Source organism: Amycolatopsis sp. NPDC114503 (assembly GCF_055633655.1).
In genome coordinates this window covers 698,691-711,574 of sequence record NZ_JBVKDT010000003.1, presented here as the reverse complement: position 1 = coordinate 711,574, position 12,884 = coordinate 698,691, and the positions used below count along the sequence as shown (strand labels likewise).

Below are 12,884 nucleotides of genomic sequence, written 5' to 3'. Positions count from 1 at the left end.
TACGACACTAGCCCCGAATGGTTTAGTCGACAAGCAATAGATAAGCAATATATAAGCGATAGACAAGGGCGAGACGGGGGCCCGAGTGAAGGTCTTACGGCCCAACGGATCCGCCTGATGCGACGGGCGTGTGCGCGGCGTCGCCGAAGGCCGCCGCAGCGCCGGCAACGGCCGCGTCGACGCGATCCTGTACGCGCGCAACGAGTCCGGAGTCCAGCGCCGGAGCGCAGGACCGCGGTGTCCGTCCCGCATTGCCGGATCCGGTGCGGAGCGCGGCGATGCCCGAATGCAGCGTCGACGGTCCGGGCGCGCGGCCGTCCCCGTCGCGGGCGGCCAGTTCGCGGGAGAGCCGAGTCATGGCAGCGACGTCGTCGACCGGGAGATCCGCGATCGCCGCGGCCTGCGCGGACTGGTCGAGGTAGTCCATCGCGGCCATCAGCAACCGGCGGCGGTCGGCGGCGGCGGTCGCGAAAGTCGCCCGGGCCCTGGACCCGATCTCGACGTCGCCCGGGAAATCGAAGGCAAGATGGTGCAGGTCCAGGCTTCTGACCTCGCCGAAGTCGTGCATTGTCCCCGCCTCGATCGTCATGCCGGGCCGGATGCCGCCGACGATGCTGTCGGTGCTGTCCGCGGGGGCGGGACGCAGTACCAGCCCGGCCGCGGACAGCGAGGCGTGCAGGGCGTCGAGACGCTCGCGGTGGACCCGCGCCATCGTGGCTATCCGTGCATCCAGCACCGTCCAGCCTGTCTTGCCCGCGGCGAGAAGGCCTCCTCCGGGCTGGTTGTAGACGTCGCGGCCTGTCCGCTCGGCCTGCTCGGGGTCCGTCATCCGCTGGAGCGAGACGTCCCGGCTCAGCGCGGTGAGCGAGAGCAGCCGCTCGCTGCCGGCGGCGACCTGCCGCAGTTGCTCTCGCCACCGGCTCGCATTCCCGGGGTAGGGGAGGAAATGCCGGTACTTGGACATCAGCCGCCGGTGGTAGTCCTCTTCGAATCGGTAGAAGTCGTACAGCGGCCGCGAGTCCTCCGCGGCGGTCCCGGCTTCGTCCGCTCGTTCCCATTGGCGCGCGAGGTCGCGGTAGACGTCGGCCTGGTCGGTGTGGTGCCGCAACCGGTTCGCGTAGCTGCGCAGCCGGAAACCCGCGGAGACAAGGCTGTGGTCGGCGCGACCGGAACGGTCCGCTGCCAGCACCGCCAGCCGCGCGTAGTCGAGGGCCATGACCTCGAGCGCCGGTGTGCGTATCCGCAGTTCGGCTTCGGGCAGGGCGCGCAGCATCTGGTAGACGCCGTCGACCGCTCGTTCGATGATCCGGGTGCGGCCGCGGTCGACCAGGCGCCGCCAGTCCCCGGGCGTGAGCGATTCGGTCTCGCGCCGGTGGTTCGCGTGCTCGACGACCTTCGCCATCGCAGCCGGCAGGGGGGAGCCGGCACGTCGCAGCTGCTCGCTCACCAAGTCGGCGACGAGCCGGTTGGCTTTGCGCATGCGGACGTCGGGGGAGCCCGCATGCCACAGTGTCCGGTCGGCGGGCAGGCAGGCCAGGAGGAACTGCGGCAGCGCCTCGGCTCGGACGCGGTCGTGTGCCCAGCGCTTCACGAACGTGACGACGTTGCGCCGTTCGTATCCGGCAGCGCTGGACAGGCGTGCCACGGCCTGTTTCTCGCCGAGCCAGGAATCGATTCCGCGCCGCAGCCGGGATTTGTGCCGGTCCAGCAGCTTGCCGCGCTGCGTGCCGTCCTCGGCGAGTGTTCCCGCGCCGGCGTCGAACATGGCCAGGTGGCAGTGCACGTGCTCCGTGTCGACCTGGATCACGCCGATCCAGCGCAGGGCGTCGAACCCGCCGTGTCCCGCGCTCATCCGGTCCAGGCCGTGCATGATCGCCATGCGCAGCTTCATCTGGTCGACGTGCCCGCGGTAGTCCCCGCGCTGCTCGCACCGGAAGTCCTGTCCGACGAGGCCGTGTCTTCTCAGGTAGTCCTCGTCGAAGGAGAGGACGGTCTTGAGCACGGTTTTGCCGTTGTCGAACCCTTTCTGGATGTCGCGGGCCGCGGCTTTCAGCTGGTCGTCGGAGAGCGAGACCGAGCCGTAGCCGAAGGCGACTCCGGCGGTTTCCTGGGCGTGGCGCATCGCCGTCTTCGCGGCGTCCCGGGAGATCCCGGGGCGTGCGACCGCCGATTCGCGCGCCAGGTACCGCGCGGCGGGGTCGTCGGTGTGCAGCCGCCGTATCGGGGCCAGCGGCTCCGCCGCCTGCCCTCGGGCCATGTACCGGGTGACGTAGTCGCCGGGTGTCGCTCCGCGCGACCCGGCGCGGCCGGGCAGCGGCACGCTGAATTCGGAGACGATGACCACCGACTGCTTCAGCCCCATGCTGTTCCTCCGTTCCGACGCGCGCCCTTCGTCCAGGTTCGGTGCTCCCGCGATCCGGAGGCGTCGGCGCCCGTTGTGCCGTGCCGAGCGGGTTCACGACCCGAGCCCGCGGCTGTCGTCGCCGACGTCCAGGTCCGTCGTCGGTGCGCCTGATTCCGGCTCGGGCCGCGCGGTCCGTTCGTTCTGTGCGCGGCCGGGGCCCGGGAGCGTGTCGCCCGCGCGGTCCGGGCTCGTCCTGCCCGGGGCTGTGTCCCGCGTCGCCTGTGCGACGTACCGCATGTAGAGGTTTTCCGGCGTGCCCTGCGCTTGTCGGCGTGCGATTCGGTAGTCCGCGCGTTCGCCGTCGATCGCCGTCTCGATCTTGCGCAGATGCGCCTCCAGCGCATCGGCACGGGCGTCCGTCCGGGCGGGCGCGACCGGCCCGTCCGGGTCGGGGTCGGGGAACAACGGGTCGATCGTGTCCGGACGCGATCGCGGGCTTTGCCCGGGGGCCGGCGATGCGGTCGGTGCCGCATGCTCTCCCGACACGTCGTGGACGTAGTCGGTCAGGTCGTACCCGCAGGACGCGAGATCGATCTGGAGGGCGCCGATGTCGTGCACGCGCGCGAAGACGACGGGAGTGTCGCCTGGGGCCTCCGACGGGTCCAGCACCAGGACGTCCGCGGTGGCGGGCAGCTCCCATTCGATGCCGGTGATCTGCTGCTCGGGCACCGCGAACGCGGTGCGGAAATAGCCTTTGCGGGCGAGAAGGACCAGCTGTTCGTCGTCGAACTCGTAGAAGGCGTCGACCGTTTCGCCGTGACCGGGGGAGAAGCTCACCCGGGAGATTCCGTGCGGCAGCGGCTCGGCGGTCGCGATCCAGCGCAGTTCTCCGGTCACATGCAGGTACGGCCGGTAGTTCTGATTGCGGTCCCAGTGCTTGAGCTCGACCGACTCGGCGAAGACTCCGATCTCGGCGGACAGTTCCTCGTGGCGCCTGGTCTCGACGCCGTGTTCGCGCAGGACGCGATCGGCCCAGACGTCGGTCATCGGCAGGCCCGCGATGCGCATCAACGGCCTCGTTTCCTGCCCGCGGCCCCGCCCCGCCGTCCGGCCCGCGACACCGAGGTGAGCGGCGTCGGGGACGGGCCTGCCTGCGCGGCCTCGGGGGCGTTGCGGGCGCGGATCTTGCGGACCGTCCGCGTGCTGCCGCGCCACATCGCGCGCATGAGGGCGAGCTCGCCGACGGCGAGGACGGCGGTGAGAAAGACCAGGGGGAGCAGCCACATCGCGATGGTTCCGTCCGCGGTCAGGCGTCCGGTGCCGGCGCCGGATTGCCGGTGCAGCCAGACCGCGAGCGTCGGGATGACGGTCGTGGCGGTCACCAGCGCGAGCAGGAAATCGGCGAGCAGGACGATGACGCGTGCGAGACCCGGCCAGAGCACGGCCGAGAGCACGCGCTTGCGGGTGCGGGCCGGTTGCCGCCAGGCTCTGCGCAGTGCCGCGAGCGGTCCGGTTCGGGCAGCCGCGGCGGTCGGGTCTGCGGGGTGTGTCGTCATGGGCCGTCTCCGCCTTCGTGTCGTCGTGGTCGGTGGGGTGCAGCAGCGCGCAGCGCGGGTCAACCGCCGCTGCGGGGTGTGGGGCGCGCCGTCGGGGGCGCTGGGGCGTGGGTGTCGCCGGGCTTCTGCGCCCCGGCGGCGGCGAGCGCGTCGCGGGTGCGGCTCGATGCCAGGCAGGCCTGGAACGAGGACACGGTGCCGTCGGATGCCGTGCTGAACCCGAGGAGCACGTATTCGGTCCGCGGGCCTGGTGCGACGGGGTCGAACCGGGCCGTGCCGACGTAGCCGTAGCGTGAGCCCTGCACTCCGCTCAGGTCGACGTCCAGTCCGGCCAGCGCAAAGGCAGTTCCGGTGTTCTGCGCCGGTCGCGCCGCCGCCGACCATCGGGACACGAACTCGGTGAATGCCGGCGAGGCCGGGATCGCGAGCCCGTAGCGGGCCTGGAGCGTCGCCTGCGTGCGGGAGGTGTCCTGCCGCTCGGCCGAGGTCGTGAGGTCGAGAAGAACCGACTGTCCGGTGGCCGTGTCCCGTGCGATGCGCGCGACGTCGGCGCCTGGCAGTCCTGTCATCATGTGTTCGCGCCGGGCTGCCAGGCCGTTGCGCGCCGTGCGGAGACCGGACTCGAGGTCGGCGACCAGGCGGTCGGCCTGGCCGTCCGCCGCGGAGTCGCTGTGGAGCAGGCGCGCTCCGGCGGAGAGCAGGGACGCCGCGAGGAGCGCGCTTGCAGCGCAGACGAGCAGGGGCCTTGCGCGGCGGCGCAGCAGATCGGTCGCGCGGGCGGTCACGAGGGCGTCACCTGCAGCCGCCGCGCCTCGCCCGAGGCCGTCGTGCCGGTTTCCAGGTTCGAGAACGTCTGGCGTGTCAGGTCGAAGTCGGCGCGGGCCCAGGCGAACACCGTCGCCGTGCCGCCTGCGGGAGCCCCTGTCCCGACTGCCAGCCAGGTCACCCGCGCTGTGGCCTCGTCGGTGATCGTGTACGCGCGCTGCGCGACCCACGCGAATCCGGAGGGGAAACGCGGTCCGTCGCCGCTCGGGAGGTTCTTGTCGCCGGCCAGCAAGTACCAGGGGCCGAGCATGGCAGGGGCCGTCGTGGGCGCGAAGTAGGGGACGAGGTTGCGGCGTGTCGGCGACGCGGCCCGGTCGTCGAGTTTTCCGCCCGCCGCAGCGGCGCCGGGCGTCAGCCCCCGGTAGTCGTTCTGCAGATTCGCGACCTGTGCGGCCGAGGTGCCTGCCGCGAGCAGCCCCCGCTCGGCCTCGGGGCGTCGCGGCAGCGCGTCGGCCTTCGCGCGCGCGGCCTGGATCGCTTGGCGCAGCTGGGTGATCTTCTGCGCGGACTCGCCGCTTGTCGCGGTCGTGTCTCCGGAGAACCCGGCGGGCAGGGCGAAGCACCGCACGGCGGCCGCGCTCATGCCCGCTCCGGCGATCGCCGCGCGGCGGCTCATCAACGCGCGTGCGGGCGGGCGGCGGTCTTCGCCCGGGTCGTTCCCCGGACCCGGTCCGGCGCCTGACGGGATGACGAAGCGCGTCGTGCCCCCGGAGCCCTTGGCTCGCGGGGCCGTCTTCTTCGCTGTCGATTCCATTGCTTGTCCATTGCTTGTCGATTCGCTTGTCATTGTATCTATGACAAGCTAAAGAGTCAGGGGTCATTTCGAATGCCGGGCGGGGCCGCCTGCCGTAATGCCGGCGAGGTTCGCCACGCGGCGGTCGGCGCCGACGGTGACGGTGAGCAGCACGCGCAGATCCGCAGTGCCGCCGCGTCGGCGGGCGTCGTCGCGAGGACCCTGCCCGGGGGCTCGTTCGACGTCGACGAGGGCGGCGTAGGTGTAGTCGCCTGCGGCGGCCTTGACGATATCGATGTCCGGGGCTGCGCCGACCGAGGAGGTGAGGCCGTGCGCGTCGATGTAGTAGTACCGTTTGCCGGACGCGTCTTCGTTGTAGCGGGCCGGCGGCATGAACGCCGTCAGGAACCCGGAGTTCTCGGCCAGTCCCCACTTTTCCTTGAGCGCAGTGCGCGCTTGCTCGTAGGCTGGTCCCGAGTCCCAGGTGAACGCGGTTTTGGCCAGTGCAGTGACGATCGCGGCGTCTCTGTCCATGCGGGAGCGGCTCAACCCCAGCGCAGCCAGCAGGTCATGGTCGGCCCGCGCTGCCTTCTCCCGCTGCGCTGCCGCGCGTTGCTGTTCGAGTGCGGCGATCCGCTGCTCCTGGCGGGAGAGTTGTGCGTGCTGTGCGGTCCATGTCGTCGCCGCGGCGAGCGCAACAGCGGCCAGCAGCGCGGCGAGGACCAGCGTCCGGCCGTTGCGGCGGGCGAAACCCGGCTTCGGCGCGCGCGGTGTCTCCGGCGCGGCGGTCTGCGCGCTCACCGCGTCCCGCCCTGCTGCCCTGGGAATGTGTCCGGGCCGCTGGACCCGGCGTTCGCGGGCCTGTCCCTCGGGGCGTGCACCGGATTCTGACGCTGGGCGCCGGCCGCCGTCACGACCAGGTCCAGATGGCGGAAGGCGCCGTAGCGGCCGTCGTAGACATAGCGTGCGCTGGCCCAGGCGAGAACGGCGCCGGTCTCCGTTTCCCGGCACAGCCAGAGGGCCGTGGCCTCGTCGGCCGTGCCGCGGGAGGGCACAACGGGCGCGACCGTCTCGGTCTTCCACTGGTAGGAGGCGGGATCGGACGCGGTCGGTCCGTCGTAGCGGACGTACCAGGAGAAGCGAGGGTCGATTCTGCTGGTCGTGTCGAAGGGCAGGATGTCGTGCCAGGCGTAGGCGGTGGCGTCCTCGGCCAGATAGGACGTCCGGTCGAACAAGGGAGCCAGGCTTTTGGCGTGCTCGGCGGTCGCGATCATCGCCGCGTTCGGCGCGCCGTTGCCCGGGCGCGGTTGCAGGCTCGCTTGGCGATACAGCGTCGCGTACCTCTGCTGTGCATCGCGGACCTTGTCCGCGTCCGCGGTTGCCGCCGTCGTGAGCTTGGCGATCTTGCGGCCTGGGGCCGTGTCCGCCGGTTCGGTCCGTGCGTCGGCGACCTGGGCTTCCAACGACGCGATCCGCGCGTCGTTGTCCGCGCGGGCCGCCTCGAAGCGGTGACCCGTCACGGCCGAGGCGATGATCAGCGCGACCATCGTGACTCCGCCTGCGGAGGCGCACGCCCGGCGCCGAGTCCGCATGCCGTCCCCGGGCGTGCGCGCCTCGCGCTTGACGCGCCGTCCGGCGCGCCAGCCGTCGAAACGCGCGTGGAGCTGCGCCCCGGTGAGTCTGGTTCGCGCTCGCCGGGGCCCCGGGGGCGGCGCGTCGGCCTCCGGTGCGGTCGTGTCGTCCGGGCTCGTCATGTCCCACACCCTCTTTCCCTGTCGGTCTGCTGTGTCGCGGTTGCGTCCGAACGGCTGCGGGGCCTCGGCCCCGAGGATCGGATCGGCACGATGCTGCCCGCGCGCTGCGGGCCGGTCGCCGGTCGCGGGCGGGCCGGTGCGTGGCGCGCGGAGGCTGCCTCGCAGGCGCCGGGCATCGCGTCGAGTCAGGAGGACTTGATCTTGGCTGCGGGAAGCATCGCGTCCGACATATCCACGAATTTCCAGCCCTGGGCGGCCATCTGCGAGGCGCTGGCGAGACGGACGCGGCCCATGAAGGCGCAATAACCGGCCTCGCCCACGATGAGCCTGTCGCCCTGGACGCCGAGGACGACAAGCGTGTGGCCCGCCGGTCCCGACCCGGGCCCTGACCCGATGCTGTACGGGGTCGGCGTGGCCGAGACCTGTTTGCCTGTCTGCTCCGCGACCGTGTAGGCCGTCCGGATGCCGTCGCCTTGCGGGTACGTCTGGAAGGTCGTGTATTTGTTGAGGAAATACGTCGAGAACGACACGCAGTTGTCCGCGTGGTTGCTGCCGCACGAGCCGGGGCCTCCGGTCTCGCCGTAGCGTCCGTCGAGCCATTTGTCGCCCTCGGCATTGAACAGATCGACGAGTTTCTGCGCTTCCTCTTGCGTCATCCCGCCGTTGCTGGGCGACACGCCGCCGGTGTCGCCGTTCCTGGCGTTCGTCGCGCAGCCGGCGGAGGCCCTGCGGGCGTCGGCGCCGGTCCCGAGGCTGTCGGCGAGGCTGCCGACGATCTCCCGCACGCCGCCGGTCACCGCGGGGTCGGCCTTCCATCCGCTCATCCGGCCGAACCACATCTCGGCGTCGCGGGCGCGCATCGCCGTCCGGGAAGCGTCGTCGGCGGAAACCTCCCAGGTGCGGTGGAAGTAGTAAGCCGCGTCCGACGGCGACGCCTGTGCCGTGGTGAGCATGCCTTTGATGATGGCCGTGTCGCCGGGGCTGTCGCCTTGGAGCATGAACGCCAGCTGCGTGTCGATCGCGTACCAGTCCTTGCTTTTGGCTTTGGCGTAGCCGAGCAGCAGAACCGTGCGGCCGTTGGACCATTGCCCGAGGCCGATCCCCCCGTGGGACTGTCCGGGGATCTGGGTGAAGTTCCCGTCCCAGGCCGCTTTCTTGCGCGGGCCGATGCGGTACGGCTCGGTGTAGATGCTTTCCACCGAGGTCGGGTCGATGCCCGACTCCCGGCTCCAGTTGCCCAGGATGCCCGCGATGTTCTCCTCGGGCATGCCCAGGCCTTTGAACACCGAGTAGACGATCTTCGCGTTCGCCTCGGCGTCCGCTGCGACCTGGTTTCCGGGGTCTGGGCTGCGGTGGTGCGCGGCGGAGACCGCGCAGTCGTCGCGGCCGGAGCCGATTCTGCCGTCGTTCAGCGCGGCGTTGTCGATCACTGCGGCGACGGCCGTGCTCACCAGCGCGACGGCGGCCACCGCCGCGGCGACGGCGGCGGCGGGGGCGATCGCCGCGGTGACCGCGACGCCGAGCACCGTGCCCGCTGCGTGGGCGAGGAAACTGCCGATTGCCATGAACGGCGCGAGGACCGCGTTGACCACGGCTTTGACGACGCCCACGAGGAACGACCAGAGCAGGTTGGCGGTGTTGACCGCCGTCGCGAGCGCTGCGAAGAACATCGACTTCAGCCAGTTGAGCAGTGCCATGAGCGCGACCACGGCCGCCGCCGGGGGAGCGGCGCCTGCGGCGCCGCCGACCGCGACGGTTTTGACCGCCCTGGAGATCGGGCCGTGCGCGTCCGGTGCGCTCGCCCGGTCGTAGCCCGTGCCCCCGGCTCCCAGCCGGGGCCCGGCTGAGGTCGGGTCAGGATCGCCGCGCGCGGCCGGGGGCTGCGCTCCGGCGCTGTCCGCGTCCGGCACTGTTGCGGTCGCGGCGCCGAGGGCCGCGCCGTGCAGGCCGCCGCGCATCGCACCCTCGAGGGCGCCTGCGGCGACGCGGCCAGCGTAGCGCCGGGCGGTGCTGTCACCGTTGCCCTCCACGGCCTTTCCCGCCGCCGCCGCAGCGCCGCTCCTCGCGCCCTGGACAAGAGCTGCGGGCCATGGAGCGCTGCCCGGGGACCCGGAGGCGAGCCCTGCGCTCGGCGTGCCGCCCGCAGGGCCGGGAGGCGCGGGCGACTGTCGGTGCGCGGGATCCGGACCGGGGTTCGGGCCGAGGGGCTCGTTGTCGGCGGCACTGGCTGCGTCCAGGGTTTTGGTCCCTCGCCGGGTCCGGCCGGCGGCCGGCCGAACCGCGCCCGGGAGAGCGGTCGTGGACCCGAGAGACTTGCGCGACCGCTCCGCAACGCCGCGGTCCGCACGCGCCGTTGCGGCTGAGCCTGCCGGCTCGTGCGGCACCGCCCGTTTGCCGACGGCCATAGTCGTCCCTTCCTGCTCGATTCCCGGTCGGTCGCTGCGCGCGGATCGGCTCTCAGCTGAGCGTTTTCACGGTGCCCGCGTCGTTGCGGGCAGAACTGTTGGACCGCACGTCGCGCAGCTTCGCGTCGAGGCGAAGGAGATCGGGCAGCAGCTCGGACTGGTAGGCGGTTTTGGCTTTGGCGTAGTCCTGGTAGGCGCGCGAGAGGTTGTTCATCACGTTCGTGAGGGGGCGGACCGTCACGTCGGAGGACCGGTAGTCGCTTTTGAGATTCGAGCCGTCGGACAGGATCCACGGCACGGCCGAGACCTGCCGGGTCTCGGCCTCGGACGCTTCACTGTGCTTCTTGGCCAGAACCTCGGCATAGCTCTTGCCCACGGGAGCCACCGTGTCCAGGTATCCGTCGTAGACGTTGCCGGCGCGCCAGTTCAGGTTGAAGCCTCCCGGCACGACCTGCGCGGTTTCCAGCGCGAGCGTCGACACTCCGGTCCTGGACTCGGCGGCTGATACTCCGGTGACCCTGTCGCCAGCGACGACAGGCGGTTCCGACGGCGGCCGGATGAAGAGCCCGCCGACCTTGGTGGTGTTCAGGTCGAAGGTGTAGGACCGGATCTGTGCCAGGTTCGCGCGCATCGCCAGCAGCTTCTGGTCGAGCTTCGAGCGTGTCGCCTGTTCTTCCTTCCGCAGGACGACGTCGTAGTAGGCGCGCGCCGGGGCGAAATTCGGCGTGTCCAGGGCCGGAAGCGTCGCGATCCCGCTTGCTCCGGGGTTGAAGAAGACCCGCCACTGGTCGTGCCGGCGGAAGCTCGCGTCGTCCGGCGGTTCGTCGGCGGTGCTCCGCGCAGGCTTGTTCTCGTCGTAGGACAGCTCCGCGTTCGCCCGGACCGTCAGGTTGAGCACTTGCTTGTCGAAAGGCTTGCGGGCGTCCAGCAGGATGCCGAGGTACCCCGTCGAGCCGAAGACGTGCACCGACCCCTTGATGCCGCTGGTGGTCACCGGTTCGCTCGTGAGATCGGCGTCCGCCCCGAGAAGAAAAGCCTGGTAGTCCGCCGCGTTGTAGGAGATCGCGGTGTTGGCGGGGAAGTGCATCATCACGAGCGCTCTGTCGCCCTGCTGGTCGGTGTAGACGCCGTCGACGTCGCCTTTGAGCGCGGTTTTCGAGGTGGTGAACGTCGTCGTGAACAGCGCCGTGCGCGACAGCGAATCGCGGCTTCCTTGCAGCGCCGAGACGGCCGAGCCGACGAGCACCGCCGCGCCGGTAAGCGCGAAGACGCTGACGAAGACCCCGACGCGTTCGATCGCGTGGTGCGAATCGAGCTTGACTCGTGCTCCCAAGGCCAGCGCCTTGTCCTTGATTCCCAATGGCCTGCTCCTTGTTCGTACACTGCCCGCGGCTTCGTCGGGTCGCGCGGAGGCCTGCACCCGACGGGCAAATCGCGGGAGAAGCAGCCTGTCCTTCGACCGGCCCGCTCGGAGGCGCTGTCGCGCGCGGTCAGCGGCACGACCCGCGACGGTCGTTCAGCCGGCGGTCCGGTTGAACGGCTGGACGATGACGGTGCCGCCGCCGAGATCCTCGATGGTTTTCTTGCCGCCGGAACCGACCGCGAACACGAGCGTCCAGCCGCCGGCTGCCAACGCGCCGCCGACCACCAAAAGCAACGCGATGGTGCCCCACCCCTGATGCTGGTTCGACGCCTGCGGATTCGCCATCAGCTTCCTGATCGTGAGCACGCCGCCCCAGACCAGCCCGATGACCCCGGCCAGGATGAGGAGGCCCCCGCCCCATGTCTCGATCATGGTCTTCGCGTTGTCCAGGAAACTCCCGACGTCCCAAGCCGCAGTCGGCAATCCCGACTGCAGAAGGGCCGACACCCCGCTGATCGTTGCCATGGTCCTTTCCTCTGGCCGTTCGGATCGTTCGCGAGGTGAGGTCGCGAGTGAGGAGACGACAAGCTTGGTGGCCCCGCGGGCAGCGCGTACGAGCCTGCGTTGCCCTGTTGTTCCTGCAGGCGCGGGATATCACGCGAGAGACCTGTGCGTGCTCCATGGACTGACGGCCGCTGTCGGCCTTCTCGCATGCGTGTCGTCCTTGGCGATCAATCTACCTTAGTCGAATGATCTTATCGATAAGATTAATGACTAGTATTTGAAAGAGTTCGGTAGGAGGTGCCAGGCGGTGCGCGGCCTGCCGCATGCGAGACCCGCCCGGGAGGGCGGAGATGGCTGTCTTCCGGGGCGACTGGGTAACCTGCAGCTGCAACTCTGCGCCCGCTTGCGGTGCTGCCTGAACGCACCCCGGCCGCGCCGCACCCTCACCAGGAGCCGAGACCGTCATGCACCCGCTGCCCGGAGACATCTTCGCCCGTCGTATGCGTCAGGAGCGAGGCCGCAAAAGTCTTACCCAAGCGACTCTGGCCGAGCGGGCCACCGGTTTCCTCGGTACTCGCCTTGACGCGTCGGCGGTCACGCGCATCGAGCAGAGGATGCGCGAAGTGCGGATCGACGAGGCCGTCGCGATCGCCCAGTCCCTGGACGTGCCGTTGCAGCTGCTGCTCAGCGAGCATTCCGCCGCCGAGAACGAGGCACAGTTGCAGGAGCGTCTCGCCGAGTTCGTTCTGGTCCAGCACAGGGTCGAGCAGGACATCGACGAGCTTGTGCGGATCGCCGGGGACATCCGGACGCTCAGCGGCGGCATGGCTCCCGACGCATTGCTGGACGCCGAGAACCGCGCCTCGAACGGCACCGGCGAGGCTGCGGACCCGAGCTGACCGCACTGTGCTCGCGGCGCGTGCCGCCTCCGGCTGCGGCAGTTCATCGTCCCGGTCCCCGGCGGCACCTCGTGACAGGTCTAGCGCCGATTCGTCCGGTTGCGGCCGCGGTGGTCTTGGGGCAGTCCGAATTCCGGATGCCCGGTCCCGTCGCAAAACACGAGGTCGCCGTCCAGTACTGCCTCCCGTCCTTCGAAGGCTGGGGCGACAACGCCGGTGACCTCTGCGAATCCGCAGGTTACGTCGATGTCGTTGCGGCCGGTCAGGTGTGTTGTGCCGTCCGTCGCGAGCCACATGCAGGCGCGGCAGCCGTGAAGCTCGCACCCGTTGGTCCACTCTGGACTCGCGCGCCCGCGACCGCCGCCGGATCTGGCCAGCATGGTTTCTGCCCAGCCGGGTCGGTGGGAACTGCGCCGACGGGGCGTGCGCGTCACGTGGCACCTCCTCTCGAGTCCGCGGCGGGGAGGGGAGAGGCACCGCTGAGGCCACGGCCGGCTCCAA

The 12,884-nt window shown here is 70.6% G+C and carries 11 protein-coding genes; 1 reads left to right on the top strand and 10 read right to left on the bottom strand.

Going from position 1 to position 12,884, the window contains the following annotated elements; genetic code table 11:
* Positions 1 to 94 precede the first annotated feature (94 nt).
* The 10 genes from mobL to ACZ7OI_RS15810 form a co-directional block, all read right to left on the bottom strand.
* Positions 95 to 2,362, bottom strand: coding sequence for a relaxase MobL (mobL, locus tag ACZ7OI_RS15855; RefSeq protein WP_470264913.1), 2,268 nt, complete (start codon positions 2,360 to 2,362; stop codon positions 95 to 97).
* 93 nt (positions 2,363 to 2,455) lie between these two features.
* Complete coding sequence (locus tag ACZ7OI_RS15850; RefSeq protein ID WP_470264912.1) at positions 2,456 to 3,412, bottom strand: hypothetical protein; 957 nt, start codon at positions 3,410 to 3,412, stop codon at positions 2,456 to 2,458.
* Positions 3,412 to 3,900, bottom strand: coding sequence for a hypothetical protein (locus tag ACZ7OI_RS15845; RefSeq protein WP_470264911.1), 489 nt, complete (start codon positions 3,898 to 3,900; stop codon positions 3,412 to 3,414). The genes ACZ7OI_RS15850 and ACZ7OI_RS15845 overlap by 1 nt, the downstream gene beginning before the upstream one ends.
* Before the next feature lie 59 nt (positions 3,901 to 3,959).
* Entirely contained in the window at positions 3,960 to 4,685 is a 726-nt protein-coding gene (locus tag ACZ7OI_RS15840; RefSeq protein ID WP_470264910.1) for a hypothetical protein, read from the bottom strand.
* A complete protein-coding gene (locus ACZ7OI_RS15835) occupies positions 4,682 to 5,479 on the bottom strand; it encodes a hypothetical protein (RefSeq protein WP_470264909.1) in 798 nt (265 codons plus the stop codon). Before ACZ7OI_RS15835 ends, ACZ7OI_RS15840 begins: the two co-directional genes overlap by 4 nt.
* A gap of 63 nt (positions 5,480 to 5,542) precedes the next feature.
* Positions 5,543 to 6,259: a hypothetical protein gene (locus ACZ7OI_RS15830; RefSeq protein WP_470264908.1), complete on the bottom strand. Its 717-nt coding sequence runs from the start codon at positions 6,257 to 6,259 to the stop codon at positions 5,543 to 5,545.
* The gene (locus ACZ7OI_RS15825) at positions 6,256 to 7,212 is read right to left on the bottom strand and encodes a hypothetical protein (RefSeq protein ID WP_470264907.1); all 957 of its coding nucleotides are present in this window, start codon (positions 7,210 to 7,212) and stop codon (positions 6,256 to 6,258) included. Before ACZ7OI_RS15825 ends, ACZ7OI_RS15830 begins: the two co-directional genes overlap by 4 nt.
* A gap of 185 nt (positions 7,213 to 7,397) precedes the next feature.
* Entirely contained in the window at positions 7,398 to 9,242 is a 1,845-nt protein-coding gene (locus ACZ7OI_RS15820) for a phage tail tip lysozyme (protein ID WP_470264906.1), read from the bottom strand.
* A gap of 427 nt (positions 9,243 to 9,669) precedes the next feature.
* Complete coding sequence (locus ACZ7OI_RS15815; RefSeq protein ID WP_470264905.1) at positions 9,670 to 10,977, bottom strand: hypothetical protein; 1,308 nt, start codon at positions 10,975 to 10,977, stop codon at positions 9,670 to 9,672.
* Positions 10,978 to 11,133: 156 nt separating this feature from the next.
* Entirely contained in the window at positions 11,134 to 11,505 is a 372-nt protein-coding gene (locus ACZ7OI_RS15810; protein ID WP_470264904.1) for a hypothetical protein, read from the bottom strand.
* A gap of 443 nt (positions 11,506 to 11,948) precedes the next feature.
* On the opposite strand from ACZ7OI_RS15810, the gene ACZ7OI_RS15805 reads away from it, so the two are divergent.
* On the top strand, positions 11,949 to 12,383 hold the full coding sequence (locus ACZ7OI_RS15805) for a helix-turn-helix domain-containing protein (RefSeq protein ID WP_470264903.1): 435 nt from the start codon (positions 11,949 to 11,951) through the stop codon (positions 12,381 to 12,383).
* The last annotated feature ends 501 nt before the right edge of the window (positions 12,384 to 12,884 follow it).

Coding starts and splice junctions, on each gene's coding strand:
- ACZ7OI_RS15845 (WP_470264911.1), bottom strand. CDS start 3,900: ATGACGACACACCCCGCAGACCCGACCGCCGCGGCTGCCCGAACCGGA.
- ACZ7OI_RS15850 (WP_470264912.1), bottom strand. CDS start 3,412: ATGCGCATCGCGGGCCTGCCGATGACCGACGTCTGGGCCGATCGCGTC.
- ACZ7OI_RS15805 (WP_470264903.1), top strand. CDS start 11,949: ATGCACCCGCTGCCCGGAGACATCTTCGCCCGTCGTATGCGTCAGGAG.
- mobL (WP_470264913.1), bottom strand. CDS start 2,362: ATGGGGCTGAAGCAGTCGGTGGTCATCGTCTCCGAATTCAGCGTGCCG.
- ACZ7OI_RS15835 (WP_470264909.1), bottom strand. CDS start 5,479: ATGGAATCGACAGCGAAGAAGACGGCCCCGCGAGCCAAGGGCTCCGGG.
- ACZ7OI_RS15825 (WP_470264907.1), bottom strand. CDS start 7,212: ATGACGAGCCCGGACGACACGACCGCACCGGAGGCCGACGCGCCGCCC.
- ACZ7OI_RS15810 (WP_470264904.1), bottom strand. CDS start 11,505: ATGGCAACGATCAGCGGGGTGTCGGCCCTTCTGCAGTCGGGATTGCCG.